20 protein-coding genes are annotated in these 21,499 nt (G+C 38.4%); 6 read left to right on the top strand and 14 right to left on the bottom strand.

Translation table 11 applies throughout. From position 1 onward, the window contains the following. The first annotated feature begins 2 nt into the window (after positions 1–2). A complete protein-coding gene (locus tag IGK53_RS10340) occupies positions 3–1,130 on the top strand; it encodes a hypothetical protein (protein ID WP_002328940.1) in 1,128 nt (375 codons plus the stop codon). A gap of 109 nt (positions 1,131–1,239) precedes the next feature. On the opposite strand, the gene IGK53_RS10345 is transcribed toward IGK53_RS10340, so the two are convergent. The 9 genes from IGK53_RS10345 to IGK53_RS10385 form a co-directional block, all read right to left on the bottom strand. After that, a complete protein-coding gene (locus tag IGK53_RS10345; RefSeq protein ID WP_002291492.1) occupies positions 1,240–1,680 on the bottom strand; it encodes a PTS sugar transporter subunit IIA in 441 nt (146 codons plus the stop codon). Between the two features lie 10 nt (positions 1,681–1,690). After that, positions 1,691–3,724 (bottom strand): BglG family transcription antiterminator, encoded by a 2,034-nt coding sequence (locus tag IGK53_RS10350; RefSeq protein ID WP_002291491.1) that lies wholly within the window; start codon positions 3,722–3,724, stop codon positions 1,691–1,693. A gap of 1 nt (position 3,725) precedes the next feature. After that, the gene (locus tag IGK53_RS10355; RefSeq protein ID WP_002291490.1) at positions 3,726–5,429 is read right to left on the bottom strand and encodes a PTS transporter subunit EIIC; all 1,704 of its coding nucleotides are present in this window, start codon (positions 5,427–5,429) and stop codon (positions 3,726–3,728) included. 92 nt (positions 5,430–5,521) lie between these two features. After that, positions 5,522–6,472 carry a mannose-6-phosphate isomerase, class I gene (gene manA, locus IGK53_RS10360; RefSeq protein WP_002291489.1) on the bottom strand — a complete coding sequence of 317 codons (951 nt, stop codon included), beginning with the start codon at positions 6,470–6,472 and terminating at the stop codon, positions 5,522–5,524. A gap of 38 nt (positions 6,473–6,510) precedes the next feature. Continuing rightward, a complete protein-coding gene (locus tag IGK53_RS10365) occupies positions 6,511–7,536 on the bottom strand; it encodes a serine hydrolase domain-containing protein (protein ID WP_002291488.1) in 1,026 nt (341 codons plus the stop codon). Between the two features lie 208 nt (positions 7,537–7,744). After that, complete coding sequence (locus IGK53_RS10370; protein ID WP_002291486.1) at positions 7,745–8,614, bottom strand: VOC family protein; 870 nt, start codon at positions 8,612–8,614, stop codon at positions 7,745–7,747. A 204-nt stretch (positions 8,615–8,818) separates the two neighbouring features. Further along, positions 8,819–10,711, bottom strand: coding sequence for an ABC transporter ATP-binding protein (locus IGK53_RS10375; protein WP_002291484.1), 1,893 nt, complete (start codon positions 10,709–10,711; stop codon positions 8,819–8,821). Further along, positions 10,708–12,435, bottom strand: a complete 1,728-nt coding sequence (locus IGK53_RS10380) for an ABC transporter ATP-binding protein (RefSeq protein ID WP_002291482.1) — start codon at positions 12,433–12,435, stop codon at positions 10,708–10,710. The genes IGK53_RS10375 and IGK53_RS10380 overlap by 4 nt, the downstream gene beginning before the upstream one ends. Before the next feature lie 15 nt (positions 12,436–12,450). Continuing rightward, the gene (locus tag IGK53_RS10385) at positions 12,451–13,101 is read right to left on the bottom strand and encodes a TetR/AcrR family transcriptional regulator (protein ID WP_002291481.1); all 651 of its coding nucleotides are present in this window, start codon (positions 13,099–13,101) and stop codon (positions 12,451–12,453) included. Positions 13,102–13,304: 203 nt separating this feature from the next. Between IGK53_RS10385 and IGK53_RS10390 the strand changes: the two genes are divergently transcribed. Both IGK53_RS10390 and IGK53_RS10395 read left to right on the top strand, forming a co-directional pair. Next, a complete protein-coding gene (locus tag IGK53_RS10390; RefSeq protein ID WP_002291478.1) occupies positions 13,305–13,601 on the top strand; it encodes a rhodanese-like domain-containing protein in 297 nt (98 codons plus the stop codon). 190 nt (positions 13,602–13,791) lie between these two features. After that, positions 13,792–14,412, top strand: coding sequence for an NAD(P)H-dependent oxidoreductase (locus IGK53_RS10395; RefSeq protein WP_002291477.1), 621 nt, complete (start codon positions 13,792–13,794; stop codon positions 14,410–14,412). A gap of 88 nt (positions 14,413–14,500) precedes the next feature. Here the strand turns inward: IGK53_RS10395 and IGK53_RS10400 are convergent, their stop codons facing one another. Both IGK53_RS10400 and IGK53_RS10405 read right to left on the bottom strand, forming a co-directional pair. Then, positions 14,501–15,667: an AI-2E family transporter gene (locus tag IGK53_RS10400; RefSeq protein WP_002291475.1), complete on the bottom strand. Its 1,167-nt coding sequence runs from the start codon at positions 15,665–15,667 to the stop codon at positions 14,501–14,503. Positions 15,668–15,678: 11 nt separating this feature from the next. Beyond that, on the bottom strand, positions 15,679–16,032 hold the full coding sequence (locus IGK53_RS10405; protein WP_002291472.1) for a PTS glucitol/sorbitol transporter subunit IIA: 354 nt from the start codon (positions 16,030–16,032) through the stop codon (positions 15,679–15,681). Between the two features lie 127 nt (positions 16,033–16,159). Here IGK53_RS10405 and IGK53_RS10410 point away from each other — a divergent pair, with 127 nt between their 5' ends. Then, the gene (locus IGK53_RS10410) at positions 16,160–17,182 is read left to right on the top strand and encodes a lactonase family protein (protein ID WP_002335468.1); all 1,023 of its coding nucleotides are present in this window, start codon (positions 16,160–16,162) and stop codon (positions 17,180–17,182) included. Positions 17,183–17,200: 18 nt separating this feature from the next. After that, positions 17,201–17,362, top strand: a complete 162-nt coding sequence (locus IGK53_RS10415; RefSeq protein WP_002310079.1) for a hypothetical protein — start codon at positions 17,201–17,203, stop codon at positions 17,360–17,362. A 256-nt stretch (positions 17,363–17,618) separates the two neighbouring features. On the opposite strand, the gene IGK53_RS10420 is transcribed toward IGK53_RS10415, so the two are convergent. Together IGK53_RS10420 and IGK53_RS10425 are read right to left on the bottom strand one after the other, a co-directional pair. Then, positions 17,619–18,053, bottom strand: coding sequence for a hypothetical protein (locus IGK53_RS10420; RefSeq protein ID WP_002291466.1), 435 nt, complete (start codon positions 18,051–18,053; stop codon positions 17,619–17,621). Between the two features lie 109 nt (positions 18,054–18,162). Beyond that, positions 18,163–20,022 (bottom strand): LTA synthase family protein, encoded by a 1,860-nt coding sequence (locus tag IGK53_RS10425; protein WP_002291465.1) that lies wholly within the window; start codon positions 20,020–20,022, stop codon positions 18,163–18,165. Here IGK53_RS10425 and IGK53_RS10430 point away from each other — a divergent pair, their 5' ends adjacent. Next, positions 20,023–20,145 carry a hypothetical protein gene (locus tag IGK53_RS10430; RefSeq protein WP_002291464.1) on the top strand — a complete coding sequence of 41 codons (123 nt, stop codon included), beginning with the start codon at positions 20,023–20,025 and terminating at the stop codon, positions 20,143–20,145. Here IGK53_RS10430 and IGK53_RS10435 read toward each other — a convergent pair. After that, entirely contained in the window at positions 20,140–21,300 is a 1,161-nt protein-coding gene (locus IGK53_RS10435; RefSeq protein ID WP_002291463.1) for an NAD(P)-dependent oxidoreductase, read from the bottom strand. The genes IGK53_RS10430 and IGK53_RS10435 overlap by 6 nt on opposite strands. Between the last annotated feature and the right edge of the window lie 199 nt (positions 21,301–21,499).

The raw sequence follows: 21,499 nt of genomic DNA on the forward strand, positions 1-21,499 counted from the left end.
CTATGACTTTATTTACATTTGAACGCAATCTCTTACTAAAAAACAAAGTAAACTTTTTATTTCCTCTATTGTTGATCGTGCTCTTTGCATTCCCACTTTTTTTTGATTATGAACTTGCTTATACAGAATTCGATGAACTGAATCATAACTATGAAGAGACGCAAACTTTGATTGAAACGTTGAAAGAAGATGAGAATGAGAAAGAATTTGTGGAAAGTTTAGAGAAAAGCAACAAACTGATCGAAGCAATCTTACATGCAAAAAACACAGGGAACGTCCAGGAAATGGTCGAAGCAACTTATCATTATGAAAAAGATATACTGGATCGACTGATTTCTGGTCAAAGACAAGGAATTCCAATCATTGAACAACAAAAACGTGTCGAGTTGCTCCGTTATATGAAAGAACATCAGATCCAAAGATATTCTATTTTTGACTTGCCAGCGCATCTCCCTTTAGCGAATTACTACGAAAATATTTTTTCAGGAATAATTTCTAGTTTTTTGATTTTATGTATAACCGCCTTGTTTCTTTCCTCGATCATCTCTTATGAAAAAAGAAAGCAGGTAATCTCTCTAGTCAATCTATTACCGGATAGTATGGTAAAGAAACATAGCATCCGTTTCACCGTTTATTATGGTGCAGCTATGCTAAGTCTCGTGATTCCATTTTTGTTCGTCTCTATACTAGTAGTAATCAAAAATGGTTTGGGCGACTTCCGTTATCCTGTAGGAACGATCATTGGTCAGGAGATACGAATCCTTCCGATGTATGCGTATCTTTTCCAGAGTTTTCTGTTCCTGTTGTTGTGGGTACTCTTTTTAAGTACAATCAGTTTTCTTCTATCTGCTTTATTTGAACATTCTCTAGTCAATCTTTTAGGTACACTTCTTTGTCTTTTCTTAGCAGAGTATCGCTTGTTTTCTTCGATTGAATGTATAGAATCAATCAGTCATTACTTGCCAACTTCTTATGTTGATTTTCAAAATGTGATCGTAGGAGGAGATATGTTCTCGCCACTAGCTTCAGAACAGGTTACTTTCATGAATGGTATCTTGACACTTGGTACATGGAGTATCGTTCTATTATTCATAGGTATGGGCGCTATCTATATAAAAAAGAGCTATTAAAACACAAAAATAATAGGAGCGGTGACAAAAATCTTGTCACCGTCTCCTATTTTTCACTTGGTTGAAGTTATTACTTGATGCAAGGCAGCTTTTTTACTGAGAACATTGGTTATATATCTCCATGTTCAAAAATCATTTGGACTTCTTCAATGGTTTCCGCATCACTGAGTGCCATTACTTGGTCGATGTCTGAACAGAAAAAGGCTAAATCTTGGAGCACAGCTAACTGATGTTCTCTTTTTAAAGCCACTACAAATAAGAGTGTAGCGATTTTTGGTTCCTCTTTTGTTCCAAAGTCCACACCATCAGGCACTTGGACTAAATAGATCCCTTCTTCTATTACTTCTTCATCTTTGTCAGTCCCATGTGGCAAGGCTACGAAATTCCCGATATAGACACTCGATTTTTCTTGTCTTTCGATCATTGATTGGATATATGCCGCTTTGATTCCCCCTTGTTGGGTCATCCACTGGCCGATCTCGGTCAACGCTTCTTTCCAATTTTGATAGGATTGATCGAGCAATATTTTTTCTGCTGGTAGCTGGATCATCTTTTCACCCTCATTTCTTTATTTCTTCAATCAGGATTTTCGCTAACAATTGATAAACGATTTCTCTATTTCCTGAACGGAAGATCTCGGTGTTCAAATCGTTCATGATGATTGCTCCACTGATCTTTCCTAAAAGAATCCCGTCTTTTTCTTGGATTGGCGAAGGCGCCAGCATAACTAACATACGGGACAAATCGACTGGCTGTCTATCCATCCCGTCAATTGTCAACGGTTGTTTCAAATTGAAAATACAAAAGATCGGTTTAGAAACCAATGAGCTGGATGTATGGAATAACCCCATATTTGTATGAGGAATTCCGATAGGTGCTTGTTCATATCGCTTAAGCAGTCGGCGATGAACCACCTCTTCATCCGTTACTAGTCCTTCAGGAAAATAAGGAAATAAACTGCGAATCGTTTCAGAGACCGTATTAGGATTATCTAGTTCTTGAATAAAGAAACGATCAAGTAATTGATTGATTTGCTCCATGAAATGCATCGTTTCCTCATAAGTATCTTCTAGCATCCACTCGTTATTGCTGTTATACGTATTTTTTTGCCTTTTTTTCTTCTCAATATGCGAAAAAGCTTCTTTTAGCTGCTTGACTTCCTCTTCTAGCAGTAGCGGGGAGACTAAAATATATGTTCCATCATATCCTGGTAGAATAGATGTAGAAATAACAATATCATATTCTTCTTGTAAATCAATTTTTTTCAAATCAGCGATCCGATAGAAATGAATCTGTTGAATGAAAGGAAAATACCGTTTCAAACGCAGTTCCAACATGCTAGTAGAAGCTAAGCCGCTTGGTGAAAATCCTGCAATACTGATATTGCTTTCTTTCGGACTTTTTTCCAATGAATTTGCAAAATGAAGGACCATATATGCGATCTCTTCTTCTGATAATTTCTTTTCTTGAAAAATCCGCTCTACTGCTTGGCGGATTGCATTGGCAATTTCTTCATATTGAACCATGATTTTTTCTAAAATCGGATTAGTCAGTGTCTCTTCTTGTAAAACGGCTCTTGAAAACACACCAGACAAATGGGTCAAAAGCATTTTGTACAAGGTTTCATCTTCATAAAAATGGACATTCGTCTCTTCACTTACTTCTTGAATCAGTTGTTTTACTAAATAAGCAAGCTGTGTATCGAACGTTTCTTCAAAGAAATTCTGATCAAATGAGTTCGTGAAGTCATTTAATAATCCTGCAAAAAAGACGATCTCATTTACTGGGTAAAGTTGTTTTGTCTCAGAAGCAATCCGTGAGAATAATCGTTTAGCGGTCTGAAGCAATTCTTTGTTTGCCAGACCATTATACGTCTCATTTGTCAGTAAATGATTTTTCGTTACACGATCCATCGTCAATGTCAGCATCAAAACCAAATGTTCAAGTTTTCTATCACTTAGATTGGTCTTTTTTTGGATCAATTCTTCCCCGACTACTTGGCGTGCAAGAGACAGATGTTGCGGATCAACGAATCGAAAAAAGTAATTCAGCGATGAATCAAAAGAAATACTATGAAAAAGTTCATATTCATTGATTTCTAATTCTAATACATTCGCTGTTAGAAGCCGACGGTATTTTTCCGGTCCTACGATCTCATATCCTTGGTTCCGAATGATTTCCAAAGGCAGTTGGCGGGTACTTTCTTCCAACTGTTTGATATCTGCATAAAAAGTAGTATTACTGATGCGGTATAATTCCATAAAATGGGCAAGACTCAACGGTTCTGTCGTTAGTAACAGCTCGGCTAAAATTGCGTGCTGTCGTTTAGCAGTAGGCAAATCCTCGCTTTTCCCATCTGTATTTTCTTTTAATTGCTCCATTACTTCTTCCGATGCCTCAATGACAAACGAACCTCTTGCTACTTTTTTCAAAGAAGCATTTACCGATTTCAATGAGACTTCAAGATTATCTAATTCGCGGTAAACGGTCCGCTTGCTGACTTTCAATAAATTCATCATTTTTTGGATAGTCACAGGTGAGGGACTGCTGAGAAATTCTGCTAATAATTGTTTTTCTCTGGGCGATAAGTACATCTTATTTTTCTCCCTTCACGAGTTTTTCGTATTCATTCGTAGCTACCCAATGTTCCACTAGGACTAGCTGAGGGATCGTTTCTTTTAGCTGTTCATTTACAGCTAGTTCTCTTTGTGCGATATAAATCGTTTCTTCTTGGATTTTGAGCTGTTCGATTGGTTCCTTTAAGATAACAAACTGTTTTTTCTCTTTTTTTGCTAATTGACTTAAAATCGCCATGCCCATGGTTTGTGAACCACGTCTATTATTTTTATACAAAAACACAACGTTGACGGGCGATTTTTTCTGTTCTACTACTTCTACTCTCTCTTTTTTTTCTTTCCAATTTGGTTCGTGGATCGCTTCTTTTATTCGTGACAGCAAGATATCTGTTTCCAAAAAGTGATCCAGTACGAAAATTTGACTTTGAGGTACTTTTTCTCTTGCAAGATCCGCTAATTCATGTTGGACGATAACAAGCTGATTTACTTGATTGTTCAATTCATAGACAGAGCTGTATCCAACAGCGAGATCAATTTTTTCCGCTGCTAATTTTTTCTTCAGCAAGGCGGCTCCCATAGCGCTTGATCCCATGCCTGAGTCACACGCAAAAACGACAGAATGAATGGTAGATAGTTCCAAGATTTCTCCCCTTTCTTTGACCGTGTTGTCTCCTTTTTCTTTTTTCGGTAATTTCAATAGCAGCGTTGCACAAATGAAGGTTACAAATGTACTGATTGCTATCCCTATACTTACCCCAGCTAGTTGCGGATAAGGCGTATTGGCAAAAATCACGAGTAGTGACCCGGGCGATACAGGAGTAGCTAATCCCGCATCTAACCATTGGAATATCAACGTGCCGCTTGCTCCACCAACCATTACAGCTAAAAACAGAGATGGACGCAACAAGACAAACGGAAAATAAATTTCGTGAATCCCACCAATCGCATGGATCATCAACGCTCCACTTGCGTTTACTTTTTCCTGTTTTTTTGCAAAACAAAGGATAGCAAGTAAGATCCCTAAACCAGGTCCCGGATTTGCCTCCATCAAAAACAGGTAAGAGTGTCCGACTGCTTGTGAGAATTCGATTCCTAAAGGTGTCAACACACCATGGTTGATTGCATTATTAAAAAATAATACTTTTAGAGGTTCTAGGATCAAACTGACAAGCGGCAACAGATTCATTTTGACTAGCCAAGACACGACGGAGACAAGCAACAGGTGGAAACTATTTAAAGCTGGCTCAATAAAAACGATTCCAATTATACAAATAATACTACCAATCAGCCCTACTAGTAAGTTGCTGACAAGCATTTCATACCCAGCTTTGAATTTCTCATGAAATCTAGAAACAAATTGTTCATACAAGATGCCGGCAAGCGGCCCTATAATCATCGCTCCTACGATTTGCGGGGCATCGGAACGAGCAATCAACCCTAAAGAAGCGATTGCGCCCGCGACTGCCCCTTTTTGTCCCCCTACCGATTTTCCGCCTGAATAGCTGATCAAGATTGGTAAAAGCAGTTGAATCATCCAGTGGCATACCTCTTCCAACGTGGCGTGCAAATCGCCAGACACACCTTTTATTACTAATGATAAGATTCCCCAAGCAATAAACAGACTTAGGTTGGGCATGATCATCTCATTCAAGTGGTGTCCGGCTTTTCTCAGTTGTTTCGTAAACACTCGACTGCTGCCGTTTGCTTTCCATTTGTATTCCATCTTTTTCACCATACTTCTATTTATTGATAGACGGATTTTATGTAGAAAAAGCAGCAAACGAAAACCGTCTGCCGCTTTCAGCTATCTGGGAACTATTTGCCTGGTTCAGACGCAATGATTGCTAGTTCACCTTGGACCGTCCACTCAGAAACGCCACTTGGAATGATACAGCTTGTTCCTTTTTCTAATGGATATGTTTTTCCGTCAACAACAAGGTCTCCTGCTCCTTCAATCACTGTCATCAACGTATAAGGGGCTTGTTTTTTGAAAGATGTGATTCCTTTAATATCCCACTCATATACATTGAAAAACTCAGTTTCTAAATAAGTGACGATCGATGAATTCCCTTTTCGGACTTCTTTGATTTGTAATTCTGGTGTTTTGGCAGGGACAGTTGTTACATCAATCGATTGTTGGATATGCAGCTCTCTTGTTTGTCCTTGCGCATCTTTTCTGTCATAGTCATACACGCGATAAGTCGTATCGGAGCTTTGTTGTGTTTCTAAAATCATGATCCCTTTACCAATAGCATGGATCGTTCCGCTTGGTACATAAAAGAAATCACCTTTTTTAACTGGTACTTTCTTCAAAAGGTCATCCCAGCGCCCCTCTTTGATCATCTCAGCTAGTTCTTCTCTTGTCTTTGCATGATGACCGTAGATAATTTCTGCACCAGGTTCAGCATCGATGATATACCAGCATTCAGTTTTTCCTAATTCACCTTCATGTTTCATCCCATAGGCATCATCTGGATGTACTTGTACAGATAGATCATCTTCTGCATCTAAGATCTTGATCAACAATGGAAACACTGGTTCTGAAGGATGGCCAAACAATTCCTTGTGTTCTGACCATAGTTCATCTAATCTTTTCCCTTTGAATTCGCCATTTTCTACTACACTGACACCATGAGGATGCGCGCTGATCGCCCAATCTTCTCCGATTTTATCGTTAGGGATATCAAAACCGAAGACTGAACGTAAACGGCTTCCTCCCCAAATTTTTTCTTGAAAAACTGGTTTTAAAAACATAGGTTCCTGCATAATTCAAACTCCTCTCATTTTTCATAGCTATTATAGCATTATTTCTGTAATACCGCTTTCTCTTTCAAAAAATTTTCAACAATTTCATCTCGACATATGAGATACTCCGCACGATGATCGACAGGATGTACGCGATTGGACAGAAATATCAACGCTTCTTGTGTTTTTATATCAATCAAGAAAAACGTACCTGTATAACCAGTATGAAAAAGAATCGCATGACCGTCTCCTACATCTTTTTTTAGATCCCACCCTAGAGAACGATAGCCATTTCTTTCTGGAGTTTGATCTTGTAGCAAAGAATCAATCGTTTCTTCTTCTAAAAACCGACCATTACTGATTTTTCCCTTGTTCAAATACATTTGGACAAAAGTAATGCTGTCGTTCAAATCGATAAAGAGCCCAGCATTTCCTGCATGTTCAGCTAAAACTCTTGCTTTCGGATCATGAGTTTGTCCACACAAAACCTCACCCGAAGGCAGTTGTTCTGTGGGAACGATTTTTTTGGAAGGAAAAGGAAGAAATAAGCTGTTCATCATTCCTAATGGTTCCAATACTTGTTCTTGAAAGATTTCCACTGCAGTTTCTTGGTAAATTTTTTCCAGCATCAATCCAAGAAGAATCGTTCCGGCATCTGTATATTTCACTTCTTTTCCTAGTTGCTCACCTGGTTCTAGCTTCAAATAAGCGGCAATCAATTCTTCCTGAGATAGCTCATCTCTGTTTGGTATCCATGTTTTGATATCAGAAGTATGTGTCAGTAAATGACGCAAAGTGATTGTCTGATTTTCAAATTCAGAAAGATATTTATGCAGTGGTTGATCGAGTTCTATTTTTCCATCTTCTAATAGACGCAAAACTAATGAAGTGGTTGCAACGACTTTCGTCAGTGATGCTGCATCAAACAACAGATCTTCTGTCATCGGCTGTTTTTCAGGAACGACTTGGGCAAAGCCAGCTGTAAATGATTCTACTTGATTTTCTTTGATGAAGGCGGCTGCTACACCTGGATAAAATCCTTCTTCCATTTTTTTCAAAATAAGCTGTTTCGTTTGTGGGTACATCTTCTTCTCCTGCTTTTCTGTCAAATTCTTACAGTCCAAGCTTAAAGCTTAATCTATGAGGAATCAACCTTTTTACACAAAAAAAACTGCGCGGAAAACCACGCAGTTTCATTCGGTATACCGTTTGCTCTTTCTATCTCTAGAACAAGTAATAGTATGACCGTTCATAAAATGACGAGACATGCGACAATCGTTAAGAAATAAAAAGTTAAGCGTCGCATCGAATGTCAGTTTTATTCTTTTCTTTTGGCTCACTGACGAACCACCATTCGATTCCTATGGCATCATAGATTGTGAGTACTGTATGCTTTTTGTCCAAGAAGAAATTGACTGATAATTGCTGCAAGTGAGCAATCAGTCCTTCCATGCTTTCAGTATCAATCATGAATTTCAGAAAATCAAGGCCAATCACTTCATCTGTAGGCAAATCGATGGCACCACCACTTGCTTCTGTCAATCCAACATGGAAGTCTCCTTCATTCAATACATGGATGCCCTCTTCTTCATTATGTACCTTTAAACCAAGGACACGATTAAGAAATTGGCGTTCTTTTGCTAAATCAGTAACATTTAAATGGATTTTCTCAAAAAAAGATCCTGCTGATAGTTTACTGAATTTTTCTTCAGATTTTCTTAACAACGCTTCTTGATCCATCGTCTCTGGAACTTCTCTTTGGTCACTCTTATTCTCTTCATGGTAAATTTCTAATTCATTCTCTTCTGGGTCTACGAGTAAAATCCCCATACGACCATGATCTTCTAAAGCTTCTTTGATTGGATAATTCATTTTACGAATACGGCAAAGAATATCTGCCATTTCTTCTGTGCTAGGGATAATCAATGAGAAACGGTTCAGCTTTTTGATCTCCCCCATGTGATCATTCGCTCTAGGACTTTCTTCCAGCAGCAACATTTCACTTCCAGCTTCTTCTGTTCCTAAAATGGCTAATTCGTTTTCTTCTCTTTTCAAATCAAAGCCAACAACGTTCTTGTAAAAATCAATCATTTTATCTCGGTCTTTCACCCGAATGGCTACACTTTTTAAATAGGTGGCAGCCCCCAATTGAAAATCTCTCATATTTCTTGCTCCCCTCTACGTCAAGCTTTATTTTAACGATGGATTCTTCTTCTTTCAAGCAATAACTTTGATTTTGTTAAAAAAAGTGTGAGAAACTTCGCATTTTACTTGTTTTTTATAAATAAATGAGTAAAAAACCACATGAAACTCATTTTCTTGAAATGTGCTTCATGCGGTAAAGAAAAATAATAAATTTGTACGTTTCTATGAAGCTTCTTCTTCAGAAAACTGACTGTTATAAAGATCTGCATAGAATCCGTCTTTTTCCATCAATGTATCGTGGTTTCCAGTTTCTACGATCGAACCATGATTCATCACAATAATGTTGTCTGCATCGCGTATTGTAGACAAGCGGTGAGCGACAACAAAACTTGTTCGGTTTTCCAATAGGCGATTCATCGCTTTTTGAATCAGTATTTCTGTTCGTGTATCTACACTAGATGTTGCTTCATCAAGGATCAGGACATCCGGATTTGCTAAGAATGCTCGCGCAATAGTGATCAGCTGACGCTGCCCTTGCGAAATATTGCTTGCATCCTCGTTTAATACAGTGTTATATCCTTCTGGCAATTTACGAACAAAATCATCTACGTGAGCGGCTTTAGCAGCTTCAATGACTTGTTCATCTGTTGCATCGTCGTTCCCATATTTGATATTGTCATAGATACTTCCTGTAAACAGCCAAGTATCTTGCAGTACCATTGAAAACTGTGCGCGCAATTCATCACGTGAAAGGTCACGGGTATCTACACCATCGTAACGAATACTGCCTCCAGAAACATCGTAAAACCGTTCAAGAAGGTTGATCAGTGTCGTCTTTCCTGCACCGGTTGGCCCTACAATAGCGACCATCTCACCAGGTTTGACATCCAAGTTGAAATCAGTCATTAGCAAGTTATCTGGTGTGTAGCCGAATTGAACATTTTCAAAACGAACTTTGTATGGTGTATCTTTTTCTTCTGGAAGGCCAGATTTTTCATTGGACATCTCTTCTTCATCCAACACTTCAAATACCCGTTCGGCTGAAGCAACTGTTGATTGGATAGTGTTCATCAAACTTGCAAGTTGAGTGATTGGTTGAGAGAACTGTGTCGTATATTGTAAGAATGCTTGAACATCCCCTAATGTCATGTTCCCATTTGCAACTTTTACTCCGCCTAGTACAGCGACGAACACATAGCCTAGATTTTTAACGAAATTCATCAACGGCATGATGATTGCCGAAATAAATTGAGCTTTCCAACCAGCGGCATACAGATTCTGATTTTCTTTTTCAAATACTTCCTGATCTTTTTCAGTATGATTGAATGTTTTAACAATCGTATGACCACCATATGTTTCTTCTACTTGGTTATTCAATAAACCTAAACTTTTTTGCTGATCTGCGAAAAACACTTGTGATTTTGGCGCAACGACCATAACGATGATCAAGCTTAAAGGAATCATCAATAACGCGACTAACGTTAATTGCCAGCTGATTGAAAGCATCATCACGATGACCCCGATCAATGTGACTGCACTAGTTACAAATTGAGTCAAATTTTGTTGCAGCGTGCTTGCGATGTTATCCATATCATTGATTGCTCGAGACATGATATCGCCATTTGTATGTGTATCATAATAGGAAATCGGTACACGATTCATTTTGGCTTCCAAGTCATGACGCAACTCATAAACTGTCCGCTGTGAAACACGTGTCATAATAAACTGCTGTAAAAAGTTGAATACAGCTGAGATCAAATACATCACGATTACTGTTGCAATGATTTGCGCAATTTTATCAAAATCTATCGGAAATTTTGTTACTTGTTGCCCTTGTTGCATCTGTTGCGCGCCAGCCATTACACCTTTGAATATTTCTGTAGTTGCTTTCCCCAAAACTTTTGGTGTTTGGATTTGGAAAATCACGGCTGCTATTGCTAGTACAAATACAGCGATGATTGCAACCATACGTTTAGACATATAGCCAAACAATCGGCGTACTGTTCCCCAGAAATTTTTAGGCTTTTCCCCTTTTACACCGAGATTCCTGCCAGGTCCGCCGTGTCCTGGACCGCCTGCTGGTCCGTGAGAGGGACGTGTGTTTGTTTTACTCATGCTAAGTCCTCCTCTCTTAGTTGTGAATGAACGATTTCTTGATAAGTTTCATTTGTTGCCAATAGTTCTTCATGTGTTCCTTTGCCAACTAGTTTTCCTTCATCTAGTACAAGGATCATATCTGCATCCATTACTGTACTTACTCGTTGAGCAACTAAAACCGTGATACTTTCTTTCATATTCGTTTTCAACGCTTGGCGAAGATTGGCATCCGTTTTGAAATCCAATGCTGAGAAGGAATCATCAAACACATAAATGTCTGCTGTTTTGACTAATGCCCGTGCAATTGCTAGACGCTGTCTTTGTCCGCCGGAGAAGTTTCCTCCTCCTTGTTCCACATGGCTGTCTAAGCCATCTTCCATCTCTGAAACAAAATCTTTAGCTTGTGCGATTTCTAATGCTTCCCAAATCATTTCATCTGTTGCATCCGGCTTACCATACTGCATATTGTCTCGGATCGTTCCAGAGAAAAGAACTGCTTTTTGAGGAACAAAGCCCATTAGCTCCCGCAAATTATATTGAGTCATTTCACTGACGTCCGTTCCGTTTATTTGGATCGAACCAGATTCGATGTCATATAATCGGGGGATCAAATTGACTAAGGTCGTTTTACCTGAACCAGTTCCTCCTATGATTGCGACAATCTCGCCCGACTTAGCTTGAAAATCAATATCTTCCAATGCAAGTTTTTCTGCTCCATGATATCGATAATTGACATGATTGAAGGCCAATGTTGCTTCTTTTCCAGCAAAAGAAACGGTTTTAGGATTTTCAGGGTCATGGATACCGATTTTTTCATCCAACACCTCATTGATACGGTCAGCTGAAGCTTGTGCACGAGGTACCATGATGAAAATAGCGGAAAGCATCATAAAGCTGATCAAGATCTGCATCGCATAAGTCATAAATGCAATCAGATTACCGACTTCTAAGGTCATATCTGCTATGTAGTGTCCACCAAACCAAGTGATTGCTACGTTTGTACCGCTCATGATCAATGTCATCATCGGCATCATCAATGCGACGATCGTATTCACTTTGATTGCCGTATTTGTATAGTCTTTATTCACTAAATCAAAACGATTTTCTTCAAAGCGCGTCTTATCGAATGCGCGGATGACTCTGACACCTGTCAACCCTTCTCGAAATACCAGGTTCAAACGGTCAGTTTTCTTTTGCATGCTTTTGAATAATGGAACAGCAAAATACATGATTCCGCCAATCAAAATAATCATTACTGGGATGACGACTAAGAAGATTTTTGTCAACTGATGATCTTTTTGATAAGCAAGTATACTCGCGCCAATCAACGTGATTGGTGCATTGATCATCATACGTAAAAACATTTGTGTGACCATTTGGATTTGAGTCACATCATTGGTTGTTCTTGTGATCAAAGAGGCCGTTCCGTATTTGTCAAACGCATCTTTTGTCAGGCTCTCTGATTTTTTATAGACATCCGTACGCAATTGCTTACCCAGTTTCTGTGATTCTCGAGTAGCAAAAAATGTATTTGCAATAGCGGCTAAGATACTGATCAAAGAAAAACCGATCATCACAAAACCTGTATGCCAAATATAATCGACATCTCCTTGCGCTACCCCTTTATCAATGATATTGGAGGTAAGTGTCGGCAAATATAAATCTGCCAGTACTTGGATCACCATGAAAACTGCAGCTGCAATTGCTGAAGTCAAGGAGATCCGTTTTACGATTTTTAGCATCTAGTTCCCTTCTTTCTATTTATATACTCCGTTTTTCAGCCAAGAAAGTTTCAAATTGAATTCACTGATTGCTTGCTCTGCTGAGTAATCTTCGGATGTTGAAAATAAGCGATACGAATGCGCAATTGTTGTAAATACAGTATTCATGACTAATTGGATCAGTAACTCCAATTCATGATCATTTTTTACTTTCAACTTCGTCCGATCAATCAATTCAAGCAACTCTTTTGCATCTTGTTTGTGTTCTTTATGTGGATCATGAGGCGTTTTTTGGCGACTCGTATGAGGAGCGACTTTTCTTGAGGCACGGTAATCCATGTTCATAAACAAGTTACGATAAAAAGAAGCATTCTCACCTTCCAAAATCTCATAAATCATTTTAGAAAAATAGGATTCGAATCCTTTGAATAGATCACCATCGGATTCTTTTATTAGTTGCAACATATCTTTAGAGCTGTCACGTCTCATTGTCTCAAAGTAATAAAAATAAAGATCCTCTTTATCTTCAAAATACTGATAGAAACTGCCTCTAGGGATATCCGCTAATTTGACGATATTAGCAATCGAGGCTTCTTTCAAAGGTACTCTAGAAAACTCGATTCTCGCCGCTTCAATTAACCTTTTTTGTTTTTCTTTCGGCAAATGGAAAAATGTCTGTGTCGGCATATGGTTCCTCCTTTCTTCTAAGATGACACATTGTCATATGACGCTATGTCATTATAACACCTCCCACCTGTTTTGCAAGACATTTGCATAGTTTTTTTCATTATTATCCGATACATAAAAAAAATGATAAGAGGAATCCTTCCATTTGAATTAATGAGAGCTGCCCATTAAAATAGCCACATACTAAACAAAGGATGAGATAAATGGCCCAATCAATTAGTGTCCAAGACTTCAATAAATTGCCTCTCGATGCTGACAGCATCGTTTTAGATACAAGAAATACTTTAGATTACACAAAAAAACACTTAAGCCACTCGCTTTCTATCCCCGCTGCTATCTTGCCAAGACAATTAAAAAATCTAGATCCAAAAAAACTTTATTATATTCTAAGCTACACAGGCAGACGATCAGAAGCATTAGCCGATCAACTTACTGCTAGCGGATTTCGTGCTGTTTATATCATTGGTGGGATGGAAGCTCTTCAGTCAAGCGTTGCTTGAACATTGCTTGTTAGATTCAAAGGGGGCTGTGACAAAAATCGTGTCACAGCTTCTTTTATATCCTGTCTTTTTTTAGTTATTTATTTTTCAACCTTATCAATATGACTTGATAGCCTTTTCTTTTTCGAGTAAACTGATTTTGTTAGTCATAGTTATAACAATCATAGCAAAAAAAGGAGAAGGTAAGCATATGGCATCTGTTTTAGTAGTCAAAGGTCATCCCCTAACTGCAGAAGAATCACGTACAGTTAAGGCATTGACGTCTTTTTTAACAAGTTATAAAGAAAATCATCCAGATGATGAAGTGACTGTTTTGGAACTTTATCGCGATGATATTCCAGAAATCGATGAAGAATTATTATCAGGTTGGGAGGCATTACGTGCTGGTGCAGAATTCACTTCCTTATCAGAAAGTCAACAACAAAAAATCGCTCGTTTCAATGAATTGACTGAGCAGTTCCTTGCTGCTGATAAAATCGTTATCGCAAACGCCTTATGGAATCTAAATATCCCAACAAAATTAAAAGCTTGGTTCGATACTGTCAATGTAGCTGGAAAAACGTTCCGCTATACAGAAAACGGGCCAGAAGGATTAGTGACAGGTAAAAAAGCACTGCACATCCAATCTAATGGCGGTGTATACAACGGACAAGACTTTGCCTCTCAATATGTAAAAGGTATTTTGAACTTTGTAGGCATCGATCAAGTAGAACAGCTATTCATCGAAGGAATCGATTATGACCCTGACCGTGCAGATGAGTTGATGCAAAATGCATTAGATAAAGCTACTGCTTTAGGTAAATCATTTTAAAATTGAGGTAAATGTATATAAAAGAGACAGAGGGAAAAATCTTCAAAGTAACATTTGTGCTTTGGATATTTTCCTCTGTCTCTTTTTGTTATTCTTTCTGCTTTTTCAACGGATTTTCTTCATAAAGAGAAGAAATCGTTGTATACCATTCAAAAACATGAGTGATCACTACTTTAGCTGCTGCATAAACAGGAATCCCCAAGATCACACCAACGATCCCGAACAATTTCCCTGACGTCAGCAGCACTAATAAGATCGTTACTGGATGAATTGCTAACTGATTTCCCAATACTAACGGAGAGATCAAGCGTCCTTCTATTGTCTGTTCTACTGCAAAAACGATCAGTACCTTGATGATCATGAATGGACCTGCCACAATAGCTAAAAAGATGGCTGGAATCATTGCTAAAAATGAGCCTAAGTATGGGATCAGATTCAAGAACCCTGCAATGATTCCCAACGTGACAGCATATTCTAAACCAATGATTGCAAAACCAATCATAAACATGATTGCCACAGCAAAAGCCACAGTTAATTGCCCTCTTATATATGAGGAAACTTGACTATTCATTTCACTCAGCACATTCAACGTCGGTTTTTGCATGCGTGTTGGTAAAAACTTGACGAAATAAGGGGCTAATCGCTTACCATCTTTCAATAAATAAAATAAGATAAACGGCATCGTCAGCAAAGCTACTAAAATAGTCGCTACCGCACCAACAAAACTCCCAAGACTCTGAACTGTACTCTTAGATATGTCTTGGATCATATCACCTGCTGAATTCATGAACTTATCACCTGCTGTTTCCAACTGTTCTCGAAATTGGTTGAACAGCGGGTCTCTCAAGATCTCGGTCAATTTATTATCGATCGTATCAACGTATTGAGGAAAGTTACTGATAAAGCTGACTGTTTGTTCCTGGATCTTAGGTATGATCACTACGCTTCCCCATACGATTAATGCAACGACCAAAACAAACAGCCCAATGATACTATAGAGCCTTGGTACTTTTCGCTTCTCAAAGTAATCAACTACTGGATTCATCAAGTAATACAAGATGCCTGCTAGAATGATAGGTAGTCCTACGATTGCTAAAAATTGCCAGATCGGTGCAAACAAATAAGAAACTTTTGTAAATAAAAAGACGATCAGCAATATTAACAATACAACAAGTAAAGCTGTGACCACTTGATTATTTAAAAACCAGCGCCAAAACCAAGACACCGGTCTGTTCTTCTTATTTTTCCCTTCCATAAGTCCTCCCGTTAGTTATAAATAATTTGGCTTCCCAAACCAATAGCAGGCAGTTCATGCGGATGGAGATAGATTCCGTTTGCAATTTGTCCTTCTTCTGGACAGGTATCAAAAATCAATGATACGTGAGCTACCGTCTCTAAATTTCCATTGGCCATCGGACCGACATAATCGATCGTATACGACTGATCATCAAAAGTAATCGTTCCGCCTGCTTTCAAAGAAAAAGGTTCATCTTTCGACACCTCTTGAATCACCGAATATTTTCGCAAGGCAGCTGTTGCTGTTTTATCGAACAAAATCAGCATCGGTTCTTCCTTGTTTATTGCTTCTGTTCCAATTTCTGTAATCGTTGCCTGAATCATCGCACTCTCTCCTTTACTTGCTTTCAAAAACAGTATAACACATTCTCATTCTTTAGCCGTGGGGAATAATTATGTGATAGAATAAAAACGAAAACTATTTCATTACCATTAGGAGGAATCAGCTCATATGATCGAAAAGATAATTTTAGGAACCTATACGCGTCGCGAAAGCAAAGGAATCTATACGATCGATCTTGATACAGAAAAAGAAGAATTATCCAGTCTTTCATTGGCTGTTGAAGAGAACAGCCCTACCTACCTAGCAAAAAGCAAAGCTGGCAATCTTTACACGGTTACCAGTGTAGACGGATTAGGTGGTGCCGGTGCGTACGATAAGGATTTTCATTTTTTGAATGCGGTAACAGAGTCTGGGGCTCCTTTATGTTATGTAGCGGTTGATGAAACACGGCAATTGCTCTATGGGGCCAACTACCATAAAGGCGAAGTAAATGTCTATCACATATTAGGAGATGGCGAGCTGAAAGCAGCGGATTCAGTATTCCATCAAGAAGCGACAGGCCCTCATAAAAACCAAGATCATGCGCATGTCCATTATACGGATCTGACTCCTGACCAACGATTAGTCGTATGTGATCTTGGTACAGATCGTGTGTATACTTATGATGTGTCCGAAAACGGCAAATTGAATCTTGTAACTACCTTCACTGCAGAGCCAGGAACAGGCCCTCGCCATCTCGTCTTTCATCCGAATGGACAATTCGCCTATTTATTTGGTGAATTAGACAGCACAGTCCGAGTGCTTTCTTATGATAAAGAAACAGGTGATTTTGAAGAATTACAGAAAATATCGACCTTGCCAGAAGAATTCGACGGTGAAAATGGAGGGGCTGCTATTCGCATTTCCAATGATGGCAAGTTCCTTTACGCTTCTAATCGGGGACACAACTCGATTGCCGTATTCGCAGTTTCCGAAGATGGTTCTCACATCCAAAATAAACAAATCATCTCAACAGAAGGCGATTTTCCTCGCGATTTCGCACTAGATCCAAGCAATGATTTTGTCGTATGTGCTAATCAGAATACCGATAATCTGACATTATACCGCCGTCATCCTGAAACAGGATTACTGGAATTATTGCAAAAAGATGTCTATGCACCAGAATGTGTCTGTGTTTATTTTGATCGTTAGCAAGAAAAGGAGAATAAAATGAATCAGCAAGACGTATTAGACAGGCTGCGGGAAGAACTGAATATTCCTTTCTTTGATGGAAAAATCGAAGATAAAGAGTATAGCGAAGAGGAATATCAGAAACTCAAAGCCGATTTACAGAACTACTTTGAACAATATGTACGGAATGTAGAAAACTAATCAACCTTCCATACTATCTGAAAAGGACATCAGCGCAAGACTTTTTCATCTGTTCTGATGTCCTTTTCTATAAATAAAAAAACCGCCGAGTTGGTTAGACTCTGCGGAAAAGGAGTATTTACTCAATTTTGAGTAAGTACAAGGTTGTTGGTTATAGGTATGTTCTTATCATAAAGGATTTTGTTCACTCTATCATAAAGACAATATTACATTTATATTAGATAACTCTAGTTTTTATTATCATCAAATTTTTCTTTTATTTTTTCAATAACAAATTAGTCATTTTTTGGATGGCAGCTGTCAATTGGTCAGTCGCTTGGTCTTGTTTTGCTTCAGATGTATTGAATAAATCTTTATCTACTCCTGACTCAAGATCAATACTTTGAATCATTTCTTCACAGCCTGCTACATATGAAAGATAAGCTTTTTCAAAATTTTTATGAATGCCCATTGCTTTTGCTGGTGGGCGCAATGTACTGACTTTCTTAAGCATTGCCCGATATTTTTTTGTTCCTTCTTCAAATAACTGGACGGTCTCTTCAAGGATCGATCTGTCCAGTTCACTTGTTTTTCCTTCATCGATTGCGTTTCTGATCACTTCATATTTCGGATGCATTCCTTCTCCGATTGCTTCGGTTTCCTTGACGATTTGATCGATGGACTGCACATAATAGCCAATATTCGGTAACATGTTTGTTTTCCTACTTTCTCCATTATTGTTATTATTTATTCTACTTGTTTTTATCCTCAAATGACAAGTACTTGAAAAAATTTAATGGTTTCTATACAGCTCGCCATTTTTATTCGTGCTCAAAGAAACCATCTGCTAAACTATATTGTTTCCCTGCGACAATGTCATATTGAATCAATTGATATTCGTCGTAAATCTCTTGTTGCGAGCGATTGAATTGCGCTTCTTTATACCACTGTCCGTTTTGATAGTACAGTTCTCGTTCAAACGCCGGAAGTTCTTGTTCTAATGATAAAAGCAGCTGATAAAAACCATTCGTTGTCTGATTCGTCTGTTCCATTAGATTCGCTGCAAAATAAAAAGGACTGGTGATTGCATCTTGAGTCGTTTGCTTTTCTAATTTCCCTTTACTGTCGAACATCAAGAATTGTGTTTCATGTAATGTTTGTTTATCATTTTTGGCTTGGATGGTATCTGAATAGATTCCTGGCAGATGATCCCCCCAAAAAACAACTAGAGTCCTTCTAGAAAGATTCTTCAATTCTTCCGTGAACTGCTTCAGTGCCGCGCTGCTATAGGAAATATCTTGCAGATAATTCTCTAAGTCAAGCGTCCCACTTCCATCTGAAATTTCTGCAGAATAGCCCAGTCTATCATACTTTCCATTGTAAGGCATATGTGTCTGCATCGTGACTAAATGAATGAACTGAGGTGCTTTTTCTTCCTTGAGAAGTGTCATTACTTCTTTGTAAGCTGACTCATCAGAAATATATGGATTATTCTCTATCGTATCCGTATAGGTCATCGTACGCTCGCTGATGAACTGGTCAAATCCTAATGTCTGATAAACATCCTCTCTTTTATACATCGAAGTATTGTATGGATGGATCGCTGTCGTCTGGTATGATTGTGCGTTTAACGCTGAAACGATAGAAGGAAGCTGATCCATTTTTGGTACAAGCATCGTGTAAGGGGTGGTGAGTTGCGCATTAAATAACGCCATAGAAAAACCAGTCAATGCTTCGAATTCGATATTTGCTGTTCCACCGCCATAGTTTTGAGAAAGCATATTGCCACTATATGTTTGATCAGCTACTTCATAATAATCTGCCAATGGCTCACCAGATACTTCTACGCCGTTTAATCGACTAGGATCTGAGAAACTTTCACTCATCACGAACACGATGTTCGGCGACTCTTCCTCTACAGCTTTATTTTTTTCATCTGCTAGCTTCTGGTATTTTTCAGTGATTTCTTTGATCTTTGCTTTCGAATATCCTTCAGGTTCATCCATTGGTTCTACCTTCAGATTGTACAAAAACCCACCGATAAAACCAGTGTTATAGTAGTTCATTTTCTGACTGTAAGGTATCCATAGTGCCGTTTTATTATATGCTTTTCGCAACAAATTATCGGGATTGTTGAAATTACTGATATATCCTAGTAGTCCAATTGCCACAAGCAGTGTCGTTAATCGGATCAATTGGAATCGCCTTCCTTTTTTCAGGCTTCGAAACATGTACCAGCAAAACAATCCTAGCACTGTTCCTGCGGCAGCTAAGATCACTGTAAACAGCATAGTGCCGGTCATATCTTTCAGCAATCCGATTTCAGTGATCATCTTCAAATCGTCTGGATAAATCGGTTCTTGCCGATAACTCATTTTCATATAATTTGCAAAACCTAACACACCGATGGTTACGACATACGTAAGGGAACCTAAAGGGACAGATCCTGCTAGTGCAATCAGAAAAATAAGAATGATCAGCAAGACGAGACAGGCTAAGAAGAATTTTTCCGTATGCCAAGAAAAAGCAAATTTCAACGCAAGGTCTACGGATAGATCATTTTGACACCATTGCAAAAACAAATTACTAAAAACAACAAGAAAAAAGATACTGATGATCGTTGCTGTTCCTTTTAAAATCTTTTTCTGTTTGGTTGAAAGTCTGCTTATATATCTTTTCAAATGCTTGCTCCTTCATTTCTATCAACAAAAGAATGTTGTTTCTCTTATTTTAGTTGTACGAAATTCGAAAGTAAAGAACGGAAAGAAGAATTAATGAAATCCAAATATTCTCTTGCTTTATGACCTTTCTGGTTTCTTTAATAAGCGGACTTTTCGTACTCCAGAAATTTTTTCTAGCTGTTGTTTCACTTGATTGAGCTGTTCAAAATCAGTACTGTCTATGTCAATCAATATGTAGACATGCTCATTCTTATGGTTACGCGATATATCTGCGATCGCTAGCTCATTCTCATTCAGCAGAGAAAATATCTCTGCTAATATATTGGTTTTCTTTTGATAAAATATAGTGAATCGAAACGGCGCTTGGAAAAACATTCGTGCGGATGGATAATTGACCGCTTCTCTAACCGTACCGAACAAAAGATAATCTTTTAAGGCTTCAACTGCCAAACGTCCGCTGTCTGCCAAAGCTTCCTGAGTCGATCCCCCTAGATGAGGCAACATAAGTATACGGTCATTTTCTAAGAACTCTTCTTCTGGGAAATCAGTCACGTATTTGGCCAGATGTTGTTTTTCCAATGCTTGCATAACAGCATATTTATCAACGATTTCACTTCTTCCTACATTGATAAGTACAGCATCTTTTTTCATTTTTTCTATATTCACCTGATCGATCAATCCTTTTGTATCTTCTGTCAATGGCAGCATGACTACGATGTAATCCGAGGCAGAAAGAACTGTTTCTAAATCTGCTTGCCGAACATAATCCAACTGGGCATCGCGGATAGAATAACCCAAGACATCCATCCCTAAGCCATAGCAACTTAGCGCTACTTTTGTACCTACCGCGCCAAGACCAAGAAGGCCAATGGTTTTGCCTTGCAACTCTCGTCCCACATAAGCACTTCTTTTGTTTTCTGCCTGTTCTAAAATATTAGGACCTGTTAGTGTTTGTACCATACGACTTGCTTCGATTATCGGACGGGAAGATAAGAGCAAACAGCACAAAACAAGCTCTTTTACTGCATTAGCATTTACACCTGGTGTATTCATGACGATCGTTCCGTTTTCAGAAGCTTTTTCAACGTTGATCGTGTTCACCCCAACACCAGCTCTTGAAATTGCTAGCAAATCTGGTGTAAGCCATTCGTCTTTCACTTTCGTACTACGAATGACTATTCCTTCGGCTGGCAAATCATCTATTATTTTGAAATATTCCCCTTGTAACTTTTCTATCTCTTGTTCTGGAATAGCATCAATCAAATGAACGTGATACATAAAACCCCCTCCTTACTAACAAGTATCTCGAAATTTTTGCAATTAGACAACTGTTTACCATTTGACTTCCTAGAAGCAAAAATAGCAGTTAGAGCAGAGTAGGCTTAGTGATAAAAATAAGGCCATGACAAGTTACTGCCATAAGCCTTATTTTTGAGAGCAAAATATTGTGGGTGAGATTTCTTGATAAATGGTGTTC

The sequence above is a fragment of the Enterococcus sp. DIV1224 genome (genome assembly GCF_050555455.1).
GTDB lineage: Bacteria > Bacillota > Bacilli > Lactobacillales > Enterococcaceae > Enterococcus_B > Enterococcus_B lactis.